The sequence below is a fragment of the Paenibacillus sp. OAE614 genome, assembly GCF_040546645.1.
Taxonomy (GTDB): domain Bacteria; phylum Bacillota; class Bacilli; order Paenibacillales; family Paenibacillaceae; genus Paenibacillus_AQ; species Paenibacillus_AQ favisporus.
The window spans coordinates 4,756,634-4,775,492 of sequence record NZ_JBEPOD010000001.1; the positions used below are offsets into that span (position 1 = coordinate 4,756,634).

23 protein-coding genes are annotated in these 18,859 nt (G+C 53.2%); 3 read left to right on the top strand and 20 right to left on the bottom strand.

What is annotated here, in order from left to right:
* Positions 1 to 225 precede the first annotated feature (225 nt).
* Genes ABIE48_RS21960 through ABIE48_RS22005 form a run of 10 tightly spaced genes read right to left on the bottom strand, consistent with a single transcriptional unit; the run spans position 226 to position 8,357 of the window.
* Positions 226 to 972 (bottom strand): phosphonate C-P lyase system protein PhnL, encoded by a 747-nt coding sequence (locus ABIE48_RS21960; RefSeq protein ID WP_192715737.1) that lies wholly within the window; start codon positions 970 to 972, stop codon positions 226 to 228.
* On the bottom strand, positions 920 to 2,224 hold the full coding sequence (phnM, locus tag ABIE48_RS21965; protein ID WP_354520678.1) for a phosphonate metabolism protein PhnM: 1,305 nt from the start codon (positions 2,222 to 2,224) through the stop codon (positions 920 to 922). The genes ABIE48_RS21960 and phnM overlap by 53 nt, the downstream gene beginning before the upstream one ends.
* On the bottom strand, positions 2,193 to 3,038 hold the full coding sequence (locus tag ABIE48_RS21970) for an ATP-binding cassette domain-containing protein (RefSeq protein WP_192715739.1): 846 nt from the start codon (positions 3,036 to 3,038) through the stop codon (positions 2,193 to 2,195). The genes phnM and ABIE48_RS21970 overlap by 32 nt, the downstream gene beginning before the upstream one ends.
* Positions 3,035 to 3,898, bottom strand: a complete 864-nt coding sequence (locus ABIE48_RS21975; RefSeq protein WP_145023481.1) for an alpha-D-ribose 1-methylphosphonate 5-phosphate C-P-lyase PhnJ — start codon at positions 3,896 to 3,898, stop codon at positions 3,035 to 3,037. Before ABIE48_RS21975 ends, ABIE48_RS21970 begins: the two co-directional genes overlap by 4 nt.
* Complete coding sequence (locus ABIE48_RS21980; protein ID WP_192715740.1) at positions 3,889 to 5,037, bottom strand: carbon-phosphorus lyase complex subunit PhnI; 1,149 nt, start codon at positions 5,035 to 5,037, stop codon at positions 3,889 to 3,891. Before ABIE48_RS21980 ends, ABIE48_RS21975 begins: the two co-directional genes overlap by 10 nt.
* The gene (gene phnH / locus ABIE48_RS21985; protein ID WP_192715741.1) at positions 5,025 to 5,633 is read right to left on the bottom strand and encodes a phosphonate C-P lyase system protein PhnH; all 609 of its coding nucleotides are present in this window, start codon (positions 5,631 to 5,633) and stop codon (positions 5,025 to 5,027) included. Before phnH ends, ABIE48_RS21980 begins: the two co-directional genes overlap by 13 nt.
* Positions 5,634 to 5,645: 12 nt before the next feature.
* Complete coding sequence (gene phnG, locus ABIE48_RS21990; RefSeq protein ID WP_192715742.1) at positions 5,646 to 6,071, bottom strand: phosphonate C-P lyase system protein PhnG; 426 nt, start codon at positions 6,069 to 6,071, stop codon at positions 5,646 to 5,648.
* A gap of 58 nt (positions 6,072 to 6,129) precedes the next feature.
* On the bottom strand, positions 6,130 to 6,831 hold the full coding sequence (locus tag ABIE48_RS21995) for a GntR family transcriptional regulator (protein WP_192715743.1): 702 nt from the start codon (positions 6,829 to 6,831) through the stop codon (positions 6,130 to 6,132).
* A 22-nt stretch (positions 6,832 to 6,853) separates the two neighbouring features.
* On the bottom strand, positions 6,854 to 7,495 hold the full coding sequence (locus ABIE48_RS22000) for a DapH/DapD/GlmU-related protein (protein WP_192715744.1): 642 nt from the start codon (positions 7,493 to 7,495) through the stop codon (positions 6,854 to 6,856).
* 13 nt (positions 7,496 to 7,508) lie between these two features.
* Positions 7,509 to 8,357, bottom strand: a complete 849-nt coding sequence (locus ABIE48_RS22005) for a PHP domain-containing protein (RefSeq protein ID WP_192715872.1) — start codon at positions 8,355 to 8,357, stop codon at positions 7,509 to 7,511.
* Positions 8,358 to 8,770: 413 nt separating this feature from the next.
* On the opposite strand from ABIE48_RS22005, the gene ABIE48_RS22010 reads away from it, so the two are divergent.
* The 3 genes from ABIE48_RS22010 (at position 8,771) to ABIE48_RS22020 (ending at position 11,656) form a co-directional block, all read left to right on the top strand.
* Positions 8,771 to 9,046, top strand: coding sequence for an ArsR/SmtB family transcription factor (locus ABIE48_RS22010; RefSeq protein WP_425281307.1), 276 nt, complete (start codon positions 8,771 to 8,773; stop codon positions 9,044 to 9,046).
* A 74-nt stretch (positions 9,047 to 9,120) separates the two neighbouring features.
* Positions 9,121 to 10,302, top strand: coding sequence for an MFS transporter (locus ABIE48_RS22015; protein ID WP_192715745.1), 1,182 nt, complete (start codon positions 9,121 to 9,123; stop codon positions 10,300 to 10,302).
* A gap of 19 nt (positions 10,303 to 10,321) precedes the next feature.
* Positions 10,322 to 11,656 (top strand): ISL3 family transposase, encoded by a 1,335-nt coding sequence (locus ABIE48_RS22020; RefSeq protein ID WP_192715746.1) that lies wholly within the window; start codon positions 10,322 to 10,324, stop codon positions 11,654 to 11,656.
* Positions 11,657 to 11,759: 103 nt separating this feature from the next.
* Here the strand turns inward: ABIE48_RS22020 and ABIE48_RS22025 are convergent, their stop codons facing one another.
* The 10 genes from ABIE48_RS22025 to ABIE48_RS22070 form a co-directional block, all read right to left on the bottom strand.
* Complete coding sequence (locus ABIE48_RS22025) at positions 11,760 to 12,479, bottom strand: 3-ketoacyl-ACP reductase (RefSeq protein ID WP_145024541.1); 720 nt, start codon at positions 12,477 to 12,479, stop codon at positions 11,760 to 11,762.
* A 180-nt stretch (positions 12,480 to 12,659) separates the two neighbouring features.
* The gene (locus ABIE48_RS22030) at positions 12,660 to 13,427 is read right to left on the bottom strand and encodes a class I SAM-dependent DNA methyltransferase (RefSeq protein ID WP_145023462.1); all 768 of its coding nucleotides are present in this window, start codon (positions 13,425 to 13,427) and stop codon (positions 12,660 to 12,662) included.
* A 48-nt stretch (positions 13,428 to 13,475) separates the two neighbouring features.
* On the bottom strand, positions 13,476 to 14,396 hold the full coding sequence (locus tag ABIE48_RS22035) for a CvfB family protein (RefSeq protein ID WP_145023460.1): 921 nt from the start codon (positions 14,394 to 14,396) through the stop codon (positions 13,476 to 13,478).
* Positions 14,393 to 14,740: a ribosome silencing factor gene (gene rsfS / locus ABIE48_RS22040; RefSeq protein ID WP_145023458.1), complete on the bottom strand. Its 348-nt coding sequence runs from the start codon at positions 14,738 to 14,740 to the stop codon at positions 14,393 to 14,395. Before rsfS ends, ABIE48_RS22035 begins: the two co-directional genes overlap by 4 nt.
* Positions 14,737 to 15,315, bottom strand: a complete 579-nt coding sequence (gene yqeK / locus ABIE48_RS22045) for a bis(5'-nucleosyl)-tetraphosphatase (symmetrical) YqeK (RefSeq protein ID WP_076169737.1) — start codon at positions 15,313 to 15,315, stop codon at positions 14,737 to 14,739. The genes rsfS and yqeK overlap by 4 nt, the downstream gene beginning before the upstream one ends.
* Positions 15,287 to 15,889, bottom strand: a complete 603-nt coding sequence (gene nadD, locus ABIE48_RS22050) for a nicotinate-nucleotide adenylyltransferase (RefSeq protein ID WP_192715747.1) — start codon at positions 15,887 to 15,889, stop codon at positions 15,287 to 15,289. Before nadD ends, yqeK begins: the two co-directional genes overlap by 29 nt.
* A 15-nt stretch (positions 15,890 to 15,904) precedes the next feature.
* Entirely contained in the window at positions 15,905 to 16,195 is a 291-nt protein-coding gene (gene yhbY, locus ABIE48_RS22055) for a ribosome assembly RNA-binding protein YhbY (protein ID WP_076169735.1), read from the bottom strand.
* Between the two features lie 42 nt (positions 16,196 to 16,237).
* Positions 16,238 to 17,104, bottom strand: a complete 867-nt coding sequence (locus tag ABIE48_RS22060) for a shikimate dehydrogenase (RefSeq protein WP_354519653.1) — start codon at positions 17,102 to 17,104, stop codon at positions 16,238 to 16,240.
* 61 nt (positions 17,105 to 17,165) lie between these two features.
* A complete protein-coding gene (yqeH, locus tag ABIE48_RS22065; RefSeq protein ID WP_192715749.1) occupies positions 17,166 to 18,293 on the bottom strand; it encodes a ribosome biogenesis GTPase YqeH in 1,128 nt (375 codons plus the stop codon).
* Positions 18,290 to 18,817, bottom strand: a complete 528-nt coding sequence (locus ABIE48_RS22070; protein WP_145023448.1) for a YqeG family HAD IIIA-type phosphatase — start codon at positions 18,815 to 18,817, stop codon at positions 18,290 to 18,292. Before ABIE48_RS22070 ends, yqeH begins: the two co-directional genes overlap by 4 nt.
* Between the last annotated feature and the right edge of the window lie 42 nt (positions 18,818 to 18,859).

Sequence of the window (18,859 nt, forward strand, 5' to 3'; positions counted from 1 at the left end):
TAACGGGGGAACATGTTTGTGTAAGAAAAACGTCTATCGCCGTACCTTCAAAGTAGACAGACCGCGTCTAAAGGAAGTTTTTCTTGCAATATCAGGAAGCAATGGCTCTGGAGTTTATACTTTCTGATATTATAAGAAAAACGTCTATCGCCGTACCTTCAAAGTAGACAGACCGCGTTTAGCGGAAGTCTTTCTTGCGAGATCAGGAAGCCAAGGCTCCGAAACTTATACTTTCTGATTTCTTAAGAAACGACCCGCGGCTTCCGGCCTGCCGCCTTCATGAAACCGGCCGTCCTGCATGTGGTATTGGCGGCTGCACAGCCCCTCCATAAATTCCAGGTCGTGAAAGATCCCGAGCATCGTCGTTCCTTCATGCATCAGCTGCTCGATCAGCGTCTTCACCTTGACCTTGGAGGCATGGTCCAGACTGGCGGTAGGCTCGTCAAGAAGGAGCAGTCGGGGCCGCTTCACCATTGCTCTGGCGATGTTGAGGCGAAGCTTCTCCCCCCCGGAGAACGTGGCGGGATAGCTGTCGCGAAGCTTGGAATCCAGCTCAAAATGATCCAGCATGCGCGCTGTCTCCCTGGCCGCCTGGTGCGGATCCTTGCCCATTTCCAGCAGAGCCTGCGTGACCAGCTCCCGGGCCGTCGTCCGCGGCATGACGTTCAGAAACTGTGATACGTAGCCAATCTCCCGCTTTCGCAGGTCGATCATCACCCGGTCCGGCGCGGAGGCCAGGTCGATTTCACCGTACGCTGCCGATTGGTACCGGATGGTCCCTTTCTGGGGGAGATAGGTCCGGTAAATACAGCGTAGGACGGTGGACTTCCCGCTCCCGCTTTTGCCTGTAATGCCGATAAATTCGCCTTCGTTCACATGCAGGCTGACGTCTGCGGCGGCCTCGATCTGCTGATCCAGGTTATACAGAGTGAACGTTTTGGACAAGTGTTCGATCGTGAGCAGACTGTTCAATCCATTTACCCCCTTCATGATCCCTGTAATGGGTTCTCTGAATGAGCTTCCCGTCCACAAAAACGGCCGTAATGACCGGGAAATCCCCGTCGATCTTCTCGATCAGAATCAGATCCGCTTTTTTCCCCACGCGCACCGAGCCGATTTCATGATCCAGATTGACGGCCCGCGCGGGATGAAGCGTCACCAGGCGGAACATGTCGGCCAGTTCCTGCCCGCAGCGGTCCACGAGGTAAAATACCGCGTGAAGCAGCGCTGCCGGATAATAATCGCTGCACAAAATGTCGATGCTCTTCTCCTGAATCGCCTCGGCTGCGGACAAGTTCCCGCTGTGCGAGCCGCCAAGGATGACGTTCGGCGCACCGGCCACGGTGTACATGCCCTGCTGTTTGGCCCGCCGGGCAATCTCCAGCGTAATCGGAAACTCGCTGATCGTTGCGCCGAAGCCCTGGACGAGCTCCAGCTTGTCGAGCGAGTCGTCATCATGTGAAGCGACCGCGATTCCGGCTTCCCGTGCCAGTTCGGCAATTTCGCGGATGCCTTCGATCGTCATTTTCTCCTTGCTCTGGTGCTTCCGGATCAACTCGTCGATCCCCTCATCGGTCATATCGTCATAGCCCTTCACCGTGGCCTTGTAAATCTCCAGATCCCGGTATTGCCCTTGGCCGGGGGTATGATCCATAAACGAAACGAGGTGAACCTTCTTTTCAGCAATGTAGTTTCTGAGATTGTCCACCTCCAGCAGGTTATCGATTTCAAACCTCGCGTGGAAACGGTGGCGCACCAAGTGCTGGCTCGTATGCGATTCCTCGATCAGCTCCAGCAGCTTGCGCACGTTTTCCGGCTCGCGGATCGGGCGGTATTTGTACTCCGACCCCCTGAAAATGGACAAGGAATGAAACATCGTCGTAATGCCGTGCGTGATCAGCTCTTTTTCCGTTTCCCGGAGGCTCAGACGAAAATCCATCAGCGATGTCGGCCTCGGGGCAGCCATATGCTCGATGTAATCGGAATGAATATCGATGAACCCCGGGGACAGATACCCGCCTGCGGCGTCCAAGACCTCCGTTTGCGTATCCACTGCAATGACGCCATGCGGGGCGATTCTGCCGATGCGGTCTCCCTGAATGAGCAGGTCGTATCCGCTCAGAACCCCTTCCTCCGTAATGATGCGTGCGTTCGTAATGAGATACAAAGGCGACTCCTCCTTCGAAAATAAGCTAGAGCAGGGAGTGAACCAGCTGCTGGGTATAAGCTTCCTGCGGGTCTTCCAAAATTTGATCGGTCAAGCCCTCCTCCACGACTCGCCCGTCCAGCATGACCAGCGTCCGGTCGGCGAGCATGCGGACCACGCCGAGGTCATGGGAGACGAGCACGATGCTGATGCCAAGCTCCCTTTGCAGCGCCTTGATCAGATCCAGCACGCTGGCCTGAACGGACAGGTCGAGGCCGGTGGTCACTTCATCGAGCAGCAGCACCGGAGGACGGTTCGACAACGCTTTGGCAATCTGGACCCGCTGCTGCATTCCTCCGGAAAAATGCTTGGGCGCTTCCTTGATCCGGTGAAGCGGGATGTGGACTTTCTCCAGCAGCTCCATACCGCGCGCTTCCATCTCGGAGACGCGGCGGCTGCCCGCCGCGATCATTTTCTCCGCGATGTTGCCGATGGAGGTGAAATCCATCCGCAAACCGAGCATTGGGTTCTGGTACACTTTTCCCATAAGGTGATTCCGGATATAACGCTTCTGCTGCGTCGACTCCACAAACAGGTTTCGCGAACCTTCTTTGTAAGCCTGAAGATAGACTTCGCCGCTCGTCGCCTCCTGGTCAAAATACAGGCATCTCATCATGGTGGACTTTCCGCTGCCGCTTTCTCCCACCACCCCGATGATTTCTCCCGGATACAGGTCAAAAGAAACGTCTTGGCAGGAATACACGGTATGGCAGACGGTGCAAAAGTTTTTGTAAAGCTTCCGGCTGCCCGGATTCATGCAGTGCGGGCAGCCAGGCCCGAACTGCTTGCTTAAATGTTGTACGGAAATCATCGGTTGTTCCGTCTGGATCATCGGCTCTCAGCACCTTCCCGCCAGGATTGTTCATTCATCCGCTCCAAACAGTAGCTCGTATCATTGCATTGATAATAAGCCGTGCCGCTGGCGTCGTCGTACAATTCATCCATAAACACGCCGGTGGATCCACACAGTCTGCAGGACCGGTCTTCAAAGGACTCCGTCTCAAACGGGTAGTCCTCAAAATCAAGAGATATGACCTTGGTGTAAGGCGGCACCGCGTAGATTTTCTTTTCCCGGCCGGCCCCGAGCAGAATGAGCGCTTCGGAGGCATTCAGCTTGGCATTGTCGAATTTGGGGATCGGGCTCGGTGCCATCACATAACGGTCATGAACCATCACCGGGTGGTCCGCGCCGGTCGTCATGCTGCCGTAATTCATGATTTGCTCGAACAGCATAAGCCAGGCCCCGCTGTATTCTTTTTCGGCGTGCAGCTTCTTCGTCTCGGCTTCCCGCGGTTCATACATCCGCAGCGGCTCAGGCATGGGCACCTGCAGCACCAAAATTTGACCCGCCCGAAGCGGTACCTCTGGAATGCGGTGCCTGGATTGAATCAGCGTCGCCTGCGCCGTTTCATCCGTGATGCGGATATCCGTCGTGTTCCGGACCAGCTTCTTGATGCTGACGGCATTGACGGACTCATCGGAACCTTGGTCAATCACCTTGACTACATCATCTCGACCTACCAAGGACAGGGTGAGCTGCAGCCCGCCGGTTCCCCATCCCCTGGCAATCGGCATTTCCCGGGAGGCAAAAGGAACCTGGTACCCCGGAATGGCAATCGCCTTCAGCGTCGCTCTGCGGATTTCCCTTTTGGAGCCTTCGTCGAAAAACGCGAAATTGTAATTTATTTGCATATTTCCTCCACCTCCTCCGTTTCGTCCGCCATTGATGTGGCCGCTCCCATCTTCGTTTTCCGCACGTCGTTCATTTTGGAGTGGAACGTGACATAATGCGGCAGCTTCAAGTGGGACATGAAACCGGTGGATTCCACGGAATCGATATGGTACAGCACAAACTCCTGATCCTGGGTCGGAAAACGGCTGTCTCCCTGCTCCAGGCTGTGATCCAGAATGCCCATGGCAATCGCCTTGGTCTCGTTTTGCCCGTAGCAGAGCCCGTAGCCGATCTCAAAGGACAATTCCTTCCCGCCCTGCTCCTTCGCCACCGAGGCAGACATGAGCATTTCCGCCTCCGTTACCTTGATTTCCCCGATATAATAGCTGTCCTCAGCATCTGCACCGGTTCCGAGCGGATCATCGATGCATACCGGAACTCGCCCGACCCGCAGCTCGCCGACAGTGGGATGCGATACGCCGTATCCTCGGATGACCGCGTAAGCGAGCGAGGTAACCGTCCCGGTCTGGCCCCGGGTCAGCACCTGCAGCTTTTGGCTGCGGCTGGCCGGAAACGTGATGCTTCGGCGCGTCACGTCATCCGGTTCGGTATTGTCGTCCGCAGGGCTGATCATGAGCCCCTGCTCGATCAAATAGTCCATGACCTTCATCAGCTCCGGTGGGCGGCCGGCCTCCGGCAAGCTTCCGAGCTCACCCGCAAAAGCCTCCAGCCACCGGGCGGCATCCTCATCCGTTTCATGCATCAGGTCAAAGTCCAGGAGCCGATGGCTGTAATCGACCGAAGCGCCGAGAATTTGCCCGCCCGGAATGTCCTTGAAGCTGGCGGAGATCCGCCGCTCAACCCTCATCTCGCGGGTGTGCACCGCTCGCGAATAATGCTTTCGGGGAAGCGTGGAGCGGTAGGCCCTCAGCAGAAACACCGCTTCCTCCGGGCTTCCTTCCGCCTGCTTGATCGCCAGCGCCGCCAGCGTTTCGTCGTACAGGCTGCTCTCCGACATGATCTGATCGATCAGCCCTCTCATCCCGCCTTCAATGCGGGTGACGTCCAGTACCTTTCCCTGCTTGATCCGTTCGAATTTGATCCGCTTCAAGGATTCCTCGATCGCAAGCGTTCCGCCTTTTACCGCTACATATCCCATAGAAGCACCTCCCTCTCCTCGATTTGCGTCGTCCGAGGCAGGCACAGCAGCTTGTTGTTTTTGTCGACGACCAGCATGTCAATTCCCAGGGGATACTCCGCGTTTTTCTCCGCCCGCGCCTCCAGCCAACCGGGAGCCAGCGGAATCCGGACAAAGCTTTCACCCTCGATGCCCGGCCCTTTGAGGCTCAGCTCAAAGTCCCCGGACAGCTCCCCCGACTCCACGATCACGGTGGCAGAGGCATGCGGATCGGCCAGCGTACCGACTTTGGCGCCCTGCAGAGCCTTCAGCAAATCCACTTCCTTCGCGTCGTGCAGGACAAAAATGTAATCCGCTTTCTCCGGCTCCGTCCGGACGGCGAAGGTCAGCTGGTTCAGGAGCCGCGTAAGCTCCGCTTCCCGCTGCGAGCAGATGCAGAATGTAACCTCCGTGTCCAGCAGCATCAATGCGAGCACCCAGATGACGGGTAGCCCTCCCCACTGTGCGTCGGCCTTGCCCGCTTCAGTCGTCAGATCCGAAATCAAGCCGGGTCTCGACATGGAATCCACCACTTTGCGGTAGGCGCGCTGTATATCATGAACTGCGTCGAAGTTCATCGCTCTCTCCCCCTAATCCACGTCCATCGTTTCAAAATCGACCTTCGTTTTGGCGATCTCGGCAAAAGCCTGGCTGCGCGTAGCAGCGATCCGGGCTTCTTCGTCCAGCAGCATCTGATCCCATACCCTGGTCTCCTGCAATCCGGCCTGATACGCCGCGTCGATGAGGGCGAGCTGATAGGCCAGCTCATGGTCATGCCCTTTGACCAAGCCGATGCCCATGCTGCCTTCGACCTGCACCTTGCATTCGCTCACCAGCACTTCCCCCAGATAGAACAAGCTTCGCTTGGCAGTCTCTCTCACTTTAACCATGACCAGTCCCTGGCTTGGCTGCTCGACCAGCTTCACTTCATAACGGTCAGCAATAGCCTGCGCCATACGGGCGGCGAGTTCCCAAGAGCCTTCAACCAGAATTTCAGTCCGTTGTCTTCGTTTCATCCATTCCCGGCCTCCCTGTTTGAGGTTGTTCAAAAAGTCCGTTTTTGAACACGCACTTTTAGAGCTCGTACGTAAAGTAGTCGCTCCGGTACATAATTCTCGTATATTCCAGCGGCTTGCTCGTCTGGCTGTCCAGACAGCCGGTCTCCACGACGAGCAGCGGAATGAGGCTGGTGCAGGCGAGCAGCTCCCTTTCTTTCCTGCCGGGATAGGTCACGCTGAGCAGCGTCTTCATCGACTCGAACCCCGTATACCCTTTTGCCCGGTAGAAATCGAACATCGAGGTAATGTCCCTGCCTGTCCGTCCGATGTCCGGAAACATCGACTCCGCCACATACGACGCGTGAATCGCAATCGGGCGGTTGTCGATGAGACGGAGCCTGCCAATCCGGAACACCCGCTCTTCCGGCTGCGCTTCAAGCGCTTTATACACTTTGTGGTTATACTCGATGGGATCGCAAAAAATGTTGCGTGACTGATAATCATACCCCATGTGGATCATCTTCCGGCTGAAGCTTTCGCCTCCCGAAAAGAGGAGCGGGATGCGCTGATGCTGGTCGCGGACAAAGCTGCCCTTGCCCTGCCTGGAGTACACATACCCCAGGTCCTGCAGCTTCTCGTAAGCTTTCCGAGCAGTCATACGGGGCACTTTGAACAGCCTGGCCAAATCGTTCTCCGACGGCAGCTTGTCATCCGGCTCATAGATGCCTGCCTCCATATCGGCTATGAGCTTATCCATGATCTCCATTTCGTCATGCATCCCTTACGCTCACCCTCCTCTTTTAAACCCCGTACTTCCGGATAAAGGAAGCCGTATCGTTCAGCTCTTCGAACCGCTCCTGGATGACCTCCCGCGGCCAATCCCACCAGGCGATCTGCTGGAGCTTAGCGACGACATCCTCCGAAAATCTCTTTCGGACCGGTTTGGCGGTGACGCCGACGACGATGGCATACGGTTCAACGTCTTTGGTGACGATAGCTCCGGATCCGATCACCGCTCCGGAGCCGATATGGACCCCCTTCATGATAATCGCGCCGTGGCCGATCCAGACATCATGTCCGACCGTTACCCGGTTGCCCCGCCGCCGGTTGAAGATCGCCTCGTCATCAGTGGCGGCAAAACCGTAATCCCTTCTCCGGTAAGTCATATGATGCTGCGTAACCCGCTCCATGGGATGATCCACCGGGTTGATGCATACATGCGAGGCAATCGAAGTATATTTGCCGATTTCCGTGTAGTTGATCGTCACGTCGTCCATGGTGTAGGTGTAATCCCCGATATCGGATTCGATAATTTGATTGCCTGGACCGACGGAGGTCCAGGATCCGAACGTGCTGTGAAGAATATGCGCGCTTTCGTGAATATCAGGATCCGGGCTCAGCCGTTTACTTTCCGCAGGGCGATGAATCGAATATTTTTCCATGAATGTTCCCCCTTTACTTCGGTCTGCGCTTCTTGAGCTCTTGGACGCATGAAATGCCCGGATCCTTGCTTCCCAGCCGGACCTCCTTCTCCCCGTAGAACCCGTGAAAGTCGGATCCTCCGGTCATGACGAGATCGTAACGGCGCGCATACTCCATGGCCCGCTCCTCGTCATCGGCATCATGCAGCGAATGCCACACTTCGATACCCTGAAGCCCCATGCCCACCAGCTCGCGGACATATTCAAAGTTGCCGTATTGGCCTGGATGGGCCAGAACCGGCACCCCGCCAGCCTGAATGACGGCCTCGATGGCGTCACGGGCGTGAAGGTAGTCCAGCCGGACGTAAGCCATGCCGGGCTCTTCTCCGTTCCCCCCGCGGGAAAACAGCTTTTTGTACAGCTCACCGTATATAGATTTGGCATAGCCATTGTCGATCAGTGCGTGCATAATGTGCTGCTTGTATACGCCGGTTCCCCCATCCGCATACCGCAGAACCTGGTTCCAGGTGATGCCGTACCCCGCCTCAATCAGGCGTTCCACCATCACACGGGAAGCTTCATGCCGCTTGTGGATCATCGGGGTGCATACCTGCTCCAGAGCCGGATGCCCTGGCTCGATGAAATAGCCCAGGATATGAACCCTCCTGCCTCTCTCCATGTCATAGGCCGATATTTCGATCCCCGGGATCATTTCAAGGCCAAGCTCTCTTCCCCGTTCCAGCATGGCGGCAAGGCCCTTTGTCGTATCGTGGTTTGTGACCGCCAGCACGCCAATGTTCTCATTCAATGCCGCCTCGGCTAATTCCTCAAATGAATACGAACCGTCCGAAATGGTCGTATGACAATGCAGTTCCGTCTTGATCGCTCAGCACCACCTTATCTTGGATAAGCAGACAACCGCCGCCACAACCGATGATTCACGTCCGCTGCATCGCTTCGGCTGTCTGTAGTGACAGTCTAACTTGGTGCCAAGTTGCAAGGGTTAAGGCACGGTAAAGCTTCTGTAAAAAAACCGCCGTAACCGTAAATTTTGCCGCATCTCAAGCTTTTTCGCATAAAAAAACCCCACATTGTGGGGACTCCCGTGCTGCAATATTGATTCTCAGGTACTTTGCGGTACATCGACATCCAGTCATACGAAAAAGGGTATTCGGATTTTATGGTGGAGACAAAATCAAAACATTTCACTTAAAAATCGGAGAATATGGTGGTAATTATCTAAAGACTTGATTTGTAGCGGTATCTTAGTACAATGGTTTTATGACTACTCAAAAAATGATAAATGATGAGCTCAGAGTCAAAATATTTAAGGCGTTAGCTGATGAAACAAGATTGGACATTATTCGAAATCTATACATCAGCAAGAATGAGATGAATTGTGGAGAAGTCGGCCACATTCGCGATACTACGAAATCAAATACTTCGTATCACTTGCGTACTTTAAAGGAGGCGAAATTGATCAAGGTACGAAAAGAAGCTCAAGCGAAGTATATGAGCATCGATTTGGAGACATTTCAAACTTACTTACCCGGATTTCTGGATACGTTGTAGAAAGAAATTCTCTTTTTTTCTTCATTAGTTCAATAATCATTGAACAATAGAACTAATTATAAAGGGTGAATAGAATGATCAAATTAACTACTTTATTTTTCCTCATCATGTTTGTTATCGGTACAGATACGTTTTTGATTTCTCCGCTCATCCCCACTCTTCAGAACTTGTTTCATATCCCAACGGAATATTCCGGTTGGATGGTTGGGGCTTATGCTTTAGGTTATGCCATTTTCGCATTAATCGCTGGACCGCTTTCCGATGGATGGGATCGCAAAAAAGTAATGCTTTTTGGCATGGTCTGCTTCTCGGTTTCAACCATATTATGCGGCTTTGCCACAAGTTTTTGGTCGATGTTCGTATTCCGTTTTTTAGCTGGAGTCAGCGCAGCATTTACGGCGCCTCAAGTCTGGGCATCGATCCCTGCTCTGTTTCCAACACCAAAAATAGCCAAAGTATCAGGAATCGTCATGGCAGGCTTAGCTGCTTCCCAAGCGTTCGGCATCCCTATTGGAAGTCTGCTTGCCTCAACCCATTGGTATTATCCTTTCTTTACAATCGGTGCATGTGCACTATTGGTGGCGGTATTCATCTTCTATGCTTTGCCCGAAATGAAACCAATTCAAGGCCAAAAAACCAAGACTCCGATTTTCAGTAGATACATCCCCTTATTGAATAGCCGAATGGCGAGAAGGGCTTTCCTCGCTCACTTCTTATTTCAGTGTGGATTCTTTGCTGCCTTTTCTTTCATTGGAAAATGGGTAACAGATCGCTTTCATCTTTCAATTGATCAAGCGGGGTACGTGATGTTTTTTCTTGGTCTCGGGAATATAGTTGGAAGCTTCGGTGGTGCCTATGTAATTAAAACGTTTAACCGTTTCAATACGCTAGTTGTGGGCTTTCTTGTCTCTATCACATGTTTTATTGTTTTGCCTCACTTGCCATCGGTTGCGGCTTTCGAAAGTGTTTATTTTTTCATATTCGTTAACATGGGGATCGCTTTTCCCCTAATATTGGGAATGTTGAATTCATTAAATCCAACCATCCGCGGCACGACTTCCAGCTTGGCCAATTCAATCATGTATGCTGCGACAACGCTCGGGTCATGGATCGCTGGCCTCATTTACGCGGCTTTTAACGGTTTTTCCGCCGTTGGCATGTTTGCGGCTATATGCTTTGCCGGTTCATTGTTATCTTTCATATTCAGCGGTATTTTGACCAGCCAAGTGAAAACAAAGAAGGAGATTGCATCATAAATGCATAGAAGAAACTCATATGGATATTCTAAACTTTCCGAAATTTAACATCCTAAGTATTTGTGAGAATGAATTTGAATTTCTAATTCAAATGGTGACGAACTATCCACCTTTGGCTTGCCCTCATTGTGGATGTATAGCCAACCTCTACAAACACGATAGCAGGGAACAGATTTGTATGGACTTACCTCTTCACGGCAAGCGCGTAGTCCTTCTCATAAAGCGTCAGAGATATTGCTGTAGAGACTGCAATCGAACCTTTTGGGAACACTTAGACCACACCATAGACAAAAAGCGAAACTGCACCAAACGATTATTGTCTTATATAGAGACGCAAAGCCTTAAACGTACGTTTGTTAGCATATCCGAGGATGTTGGATTGCATGAAAAAACAATACGCAACATCTTTCGTGATTACATCAACCGTCTTAGAGAAACGCATCGATATGAAACTCCCAATTGGCTTGGAATTGACGAAATTCATATCATTAAACCAAGATGCGTTTTAACCAACATAGAGGAATGTACTTTGTTGGATGTTTTGCCCAATCGTAACAAGGAAACCGTTGTAGATTACCTCTTACGCCTTCCAAATATAGGGCAAATCCGATACGTCACTATGGATATGTGGCAACCGTATAAAGACGCCGTAAGGGCTGTATTGCCAAAAGCATTTATCATCGTAGATAAATTTCACGTTGTCCGTATGGCAAACCAAGCGTTAGAAACCATTCGTAAGCAGATCCTTGAAAGATTATCGCCAAAAGAACGCCGCGGGCTAATGCCAGGCCGTTTTATCCTCTTAAAACGGGATATAGAGCTTACAGAGAAGGATAGGATTACGCTAGACCTTTGGACAAAGAATCATCCGTCTCTCGTCACTGCTTATGGCTTAAAGGAATCATATTTGGATATTTGGGAATGTGATAGCAGACAAACGGCATTTCTTAAATACAACGAATGGAAAGCTAAAGTACCAACGGAACTGCAATCCGCTTTTGAACCATTGACAAAGGCTATGAAGAACTGGGAAGAAGAAATATTCGCTTATTTCGACCATCGCATTCCAGGTGCTTATACGGAATCTCTAATTAGCCTTATTCGAATCATTAATCGTTTAAGAAGGGGATACTCTTTTGAGGCCCTAAGAGCCAAGATACTCTTTACAGAGGGACTTAGAAAGCAATTCAAACCAAAGTACCAGAGGAGGTTTGATAGCTACCATCTACGAGAGGAAAACTTCCCGATGTTTAATAAGCCAACTATTGAAGTTGTTCGTGAGCCAGAAGAAATAATCTTCCTGGGAATTGATTTTCCCACCTTGATCGAGAAATTGGAGAAGGGCCAGCTATAAGCCCTCCTCCACCATAAAATCCGAATACTAACGAAAAAAGCCTGACTCTTAGCAGATCGGCTTCCGATCCATAAGAGACAGGCTTACAGTCCGTACAATATTGTTATTGCGGGTTGGTCGTCCAGATGCCGGCCGATTTCACAAATACGCGCTGCGGCAGCTTCAGCGTGGCGAGCGCCAGCTCAGCCACGTCTTCCGGCTGCATCATGCGGTCCTCATCGCCGACCTTCAGGTTGTTGTCGCGGGCCAGCGCCGTATTGACAGTGGATGGCGTCAGCGCAACGACGCGGATGTTGTTTTTGCGCACTTCCTGAAGCAGCGACTCTGTCAGCCCCATGACTGCAAATTTGGACGCGCAGTATGCGGAGCCCGTGGCAAAGCCTTTTTCACCGGCTGTGGAGGAAATGTTGATGATGCTGCCGCTGTTTTGCCCCACCATGTCCGGCAGGACGGCCCGGGACATGTAATATGTACCCATCAGATTCACCTGAATAATTTGTTCCCACTGCGCCGGATCCATTTCGAGTACGGTCCCGAACGAAGCGATGCCCGCGTTATTGATCAGAATATCGATCGTGCCGAGCTCTGCCTTCAGCGCACTCACCGCGCTTTCCGCTTCTTCCCGTTTCGATACGTCTGCCGCTGCGGTCGCAACACGGATGCCGTGTTCGCCGGCCAGCGAAGCATTCAGCGCATCCAAATCGGAGGCGGTGCGGGAAATGAGGCCCAGATTCACGCCTTCTTTGGCCAGCAGCTCAGCAATCGCCAAGCCGATTCCTTTGCCCGCTCCGGTAATGACCGCCGTTTTTCCTTGTAGATCCATCAAACTCATCATGTTCTCTCCGTTTCTGTTTGAATTTGTTGAAGACGATGCCTCAATTAGGCATCTCCCATTATACTATTAGCCGCAAATAGCCCCGGAACCTTCGTTCCGAGGCAAAATCCCGCAAAGCATCCTCACCAATGCAGACCAGATGCTTTGCAAGGACATGATGTTCTCAGCCTATTTGACCGCGACGAAAAACAGCCGCTGCGCCTCGTCGTCCGCTTCCACCCACTCAAAGTCAGCATACGTCTGCACGTCGCGGAATCCGGCCTTGAGCAGTTCGCTCTTCATCCATTTCGGATCATAGCCCCGCTGCACGTGCACTTCTTCAAAGCGGCGATACAAGTCGCTGTCTTCTTCCTTCGCAAAGATGCTCAAATGATGCTCGATTTCGCACCGCGGCGCGTCCAGGTCGCAGGTCCAGATGTACGAAACCGACTTGTCGTCCCATACGAACGGCTGCTCCTCGTCATAGCGGATGATCGTATTCGGATGATGCACGTCAAACACGAAGATCCCCTTTTCCTTCAGCCCATTGTAGGTCTGTCTAAAGGTCGACACGATATCGGCTTCTTCCAGCAGGTAACTGATGCAGTCGCAAAATGAAATGACCGCATCGACGGGCTCGGGCAGCTCCCAAGCGCGCATATCCTGCTGAACCCAGCGGATGGAGCCCTCCCGGAACAGGCGGCTGCCCTGCGGCGTCTTTTCCATCTTTCGCCTTGCTACGGACAGCATGTCCGCCGACAGGTCGATCCCTGTCACTTCGAACCCCGAGTTCACAAGCGGAATCGTGATGCTCCCCGTGCCGCATCCCAGTTCTACCACACTTTTCGGCATGCCGTATTTTTCCCAGGCCTGTCTTGCAAACCTGAGCCAATCGGGATACGGCATATCTTCCATCAGTTCATCGTAAACGTATGCAAATTTTCTGTAAGAGGACATGATGACACCGCACTTTCTGTTAACGTTCCGAAAATCCTCCCAGCCCTGTTAGGACGGATCGGCGTTCCCGCCCGTTTCCGGTTTGGAACTTTCCGGCTGAACCAGATAAGTCCAGTTCTCCTTCTGTGTGATAAGACCTTCCTTCATCAATTTGCCGATTGCGCGCTTGAAAGCCGACTTGCTGATGCCGAAGCGCTGCTTGATAATGTCCGGAGGCGTCGCATCCGAATACGGCATGCCTCCGTTCGGACGTTCCTTCAAGAACGCCAGCAGGCGGTCGGCATCCAAATCCCGGCCAACTTCCTTGCGCTGCGCCATGGACAGGTTGACGCGTCCGTCCTCACGAATGTGACTGACCCGCACCTGCAGCTCTTCGCCCAGACGCAGCATACGGGTTCGCTCCGAGGAGTGGATCATGCCGATGGCGCCGAAGCCGAGCACTCCACCGTCCACGATTACGAATGTTCCCATCTGCAGCGGGCGGTACACCGTTGCGGTGAACCACTGGTTTACCCAGGATAGCGGCGCCTGGAACGTATGCTGCGATAGCTCCTGTTCGCCGGCCAGCTTCGCGCGCAGCCGTCCCTGCTTGTCATGCTCCATGATGACGAACACCGAGTCCCCGACCCGTGGATGCAGCTCCTTCAATTCCGGAAGCTCGCGGATCGGCAGCAGCAGCTGACGGCCAAGCCCCATCTCGAGAAAGCATCCCAGCCTTGGATGCACGTCCGCCACAACCAGCTTGGCCATTTCGCCCAGCGTCAGATATGGCTTTTTCATCGTTGCGGCGAGACGGTCTTCTGTATCGTAGAAAATAAACACTTCGACCATGTCACCAGGCTCGATTTCCCGCGTAAGCTCGGTGTAATGGAGCAGAACGTCTTGATCATACGCATCCAGAAAATATCCGTAAGGCGATACTTCCCGCATCACTTCATAGGTCTGAATCGTTCCTGCGATCGGCTTCATACCGTTTCCACAACCTTGGCGTCGGACCATAAGCGCTCAATATTGTAATAATCCCGCTCATCCCTGTGGAAGATATGGACGATTACATCGCCAAGATCCATCAGGACCCAGCGGGCGGAATCCAGTCCTTCTATGCCGCGGATGTCCGAGCCGGCGTCGTGCATCCGCTTGCGGATTTCGGTCGCGATCGACTGGACCTGGGTATCCGAGTTGCCGTGACAGATGACGAAATAATCGGAAATGAGGGAAATCCCCCGCAGGTCGAGCGCCACGACGTTCATGGCCTTTTTATCTTCAGCGGCAGCCACGGCCAAGTTTAACAATTCTTCAGGTTTCAAGGTCATACATTCGCCTCCAACTGTTTAATAAGATCATTGCGGGCAAATACGGTCAGCGGGTAAATGATCTGACGGCGGGAGATGAGCAGGCTGATCGTGGAGTCCAGTCCGGCGATCAATCCCTCTTCAAGGCTATGGTTGGCCAGTTCCCGGATATTATTCACGCCCGGAAAATCCCTTCCCGGTTCGATGTAATCCGCCAGGCACACGACCTTGTCCAGCAGGGTCATGCCGATGCGGCCGGAGGTGTGATACCGGATCGCATCCAAAATTTCGGGATCGGTAATGCCGTAATCCCGTTCCGCTACAAAAGCACCCACTTCGGCATGCCAGAGCGGCTTGTCGTAAAACAGCAGATCCTTGGACAAATCGTTTTCCTTAATGATCGCTTCCATTTGCTTCACAGGCCAGTATTTGGCCACGTCGTGCAGAATCGCCGCCGTTTCGGCCTTAACAGGGTCCGCTCCGTAACGCTCCGCAAGCATGACGGCGGATTGCATCACGCCTTCTGTGTGCTTCCAGCGCATGGCCGGCATTTGTCCGGACACGGCTTTAATCAGTTCTTCGCGGCTGAATGCCATACATTCCCCTCCTTCTGATATAGTCGTAGACACTGTCTGTCACCATATAACGAATGGAGTGTCCGGTGGCCAGCCTTTCCCGGATTTCGGTCGACGAGATGTCCACCTGGGGCATGTCGGCCAGTAGAATTTTTCCCTTCAAATAAGCGGGGAGCGCGTCCAAGTTCAGCGTGGAGCCCGGACGCCCGACACCGATAAAGCTCATCAGCTCCACCAGTTCCTCAATGCCCTCCCACTTCGGCAAATAATTGACCATATCGGCCCCGATGATGAAATGAAAACCGATGTTTTCAAACGAGCTGCGGATTTCCTTGACCGTGTCGATCGTATAAGAAACCCCGCCTCTTCTGATTTCGATATCCAGGGTCCGAAAGCAGGGATGGTCCGCAATCGCTTCAGCGACCATGCCGAGACGTTGTTCGCCGGTAGCTCCCGCCTGTTCCTTATGGGGCGGAATATGACTGGGCATAAACCAAACCTCGTCCAGTCCGAACGTGTCCCGGGCCGCTTCGGCAGCGAGCAGATGTCCGATGTGGATCGGATCAAAGGTACCTCCCATGATACCTACCTTCATGCTGATCCCTCCCGCTTATGGCAATTCAATCTGCTTATGATCTTTGGATTCTTTATATAAAATAATCGTGCTGCCGATCACCTGCACCAGTTCAGAGCCCGATTTTTCGGCCAATTCCTCGGCAATTTCGTGCTTATCTTCCAAGCAGTTGTTGAGAATGCTGACCTTCATCAGCTCCCTCTTCTCAATGGCCTCGACGATATGACGGATTAACTGGTCGTTGGTTCCGCCCTTGCCGACTTGAAAAATCGGGTCCAAATGATGCGCCTGGGACCGGAGATAGCGTTTTTGCTTACCTGTTAACATAAAATGTCAAAACTCCTTAATCTTCAATGTACAATTCAATAATCATGATTCCTTCATACTGGCCAGAACCGCGCTGCGCATCGCCTCTACCGGCGCGGGCAGTCCGGTCCAATACTCCAGGGCAAAGGCTCCCTGATTCACAAACATCCCGAGACCGCCGTGAATGACGCAGCCCTTCTTCTCGCTGTCGGCGAGCAGCCGGGTCTTCAGCGGATTATAGATGAGGTCGCTGACCACGATTCCCGGAGAAATCCGCTCGGAATCTAGCGGTGTTCCGTCCGTATGCGGATGCATCCCGACCGATGTCGTATTAATGATCACATCCACTCCGCCTAGAATGGCCGGAATGTCGTCCATCGCCATCCCGCGAATGTCTGCCAGCGCCTTCCATTCAGCCGCCAGCACCTCGGCTTTATCGGCCGTCCGGTTGGCGACATAAATCCGGTCCGGATGCTCCAGCGTCAGGGCGTATACGATACCGCGAGCGGCACCTCCGGCTCCGAGCACCAGAATGCTTTTGCCTTTCAGTTCGGCAATCGCTTCTTCCTTCAGGGAACGGACATAACCTATACCGTCTGTATTATACCCCGTGAGGTAGCCTCCGTCATTCACGATCGTGTTGACGGCTCCGATCTTCAAGGCCGTTTCATCCAGCTCGTTCAGGAACGGAATAACCTCCAGCTTGTGCGGAATCGTAACATTGATTCCCCGAAAGCCAAGCGCCTTGATGCCTTCCAGCGCCGTTCCGACCTGCTCCCGCGATACGCGCATCGGAACATAGGCGCCCGGGATGCCGAGCGCGGCCAGCGCCGCCTTATGCATCACGGGCGATTTGGAATGGGCGATCGGATCCCCGATGACGCCCAGCAGCAGCTCCCCTGTATGTTTCAGTAACTCCGGTTTAGCCAAATTCATAGTTTCCCCTTTCCCTGCTCTCACCTGTCAGCTCTTGCAACGTTCAAAGGCAGCGTCAGATTAAAGAAGGTCTTGCCAGCACCTTGACTCCCCGCGGCGCATGAATAGCGCACAGGGCTCCCTGATCGCTGTTCACTTTAATCCAGCCCAATCCGGAGACGAACAAATCCATGCGCATACCGCGCTTGATGCGGAATTCATGCCTTGTCCATTCCGGCAGCTTCCCGATGTTCTCCCGGTTCGGCGGGGACAGCAATTCTCCGGCATGCTCCGCGTACAGCTCATCGGCACGCTCCAGCTTGGTGCGGTGTATGCCTACGCGGCTGCCGACAAAGCAGGTAAACGACTGGCGCTCGCCCTGAATAAAGTCAAACCGTGCCATGGCTCCGAAAAACAGCGTCTGTCCTTCGTTCAGCTGGTACACGGCCGGCTTCAACGGGTTGTCCGGCATGACGGCGCCCAGGTCCTCACGAGTGACGAGCTCACTGTAGCGCCAAGGGTATACGATCCCCGGCGTGTCGATAATAAAGCGGCCGTCGTCGAGCGGAATGTTGACCATATCCAGGGTCGTTCCCGGATAACGCGATACGGTCAGCTCCTGCTCCAAATCGCTGTAATCCCGGATCAGCCGGTTGATCAGCGTCGATTTGCCGACATTGGTCGCCCCCACCACATAGACGTCGCGGTCCCCGCGATACGAGGCAACCGTGTCCAGCAGGCGGTCGAAGCCCTGGTTTTTCTTGGCGCTGCAGAGGACGATTTCTTCCGTCTTGAGGCCGTGCTCCTTGCATTGTTTCTGCACCCAATTGAGCACCTTGTTCCAGTTCGTCACTTTGGGCAGAAGGTCGATTTTGTTCACGGCGAGAATGACCGGATTGTTGCCGACAAACCGCTGCAGGCCTGAAATGAGGCTTCCTTCAAAATCGAACAGGTCCACAATATGAATAACGAGCGCGTTCTTCCCGCCGATTTGGCTCAATAGACGCAGGAATTCATCCTGGTCGACGGCAACGGAAGAAGCCTCGTTGTAGTTTTTAATCCGGAAGCAGCGCTGGCAGATGACCGGATCCCGGTCCATCGCTTTCTCCGGGGTATACCCCGGAAGCTCGGGCCGTTCCGTTTGGATGGCAATGCCGCAGCCGCTGCATTTTACGGCTTGACTGCCGTCTATCGGGTCTTTCATTGTTGGTGTTCCTCCTCCAGCCATAATCCCTTTTTCCGCAATCGTGCGAGCGCAATTTTCTCCAGACGCCGGTTCATGCGCGTACCCCAGCCTTCATCCTGAATGGATATCGGGAGCACCAGCACGGTAAACAGGCCGAGCCGGTTGCCGCCGTACACATCGGTCAGCATCTGGTCGCCGACCACGATCGTCTCCTCGCTCTTCAGGCCCATCATCTGCATAGCTTTCCGGAAAGGCGCGTTCGACGGCTTGCGGGCTTCATGGACAAACCGGATATCCAGCGGGGTGGCAAAAGTTGATACCCTCGCCATTTGGTTATTGGACACGATGACAAGCTGAAACCCCGCCTTTTTCACCTTTTCGAACCAGGCGATCAGCTCGGGGGTGGCCAAGGGAGCCTTGGCACCGACCAGCGTATTGTCCAGATCCGTGATAATTCCACGGAATCCCTGCGAATACAGCCGCTCCAAATCCAGATCAAACACCGTTTTTACCCTCATTTTCGGGATAAGCATTTCAAACAAATTGATGTCACCTCAGTTTCATAGGACAAACTATACCATAAT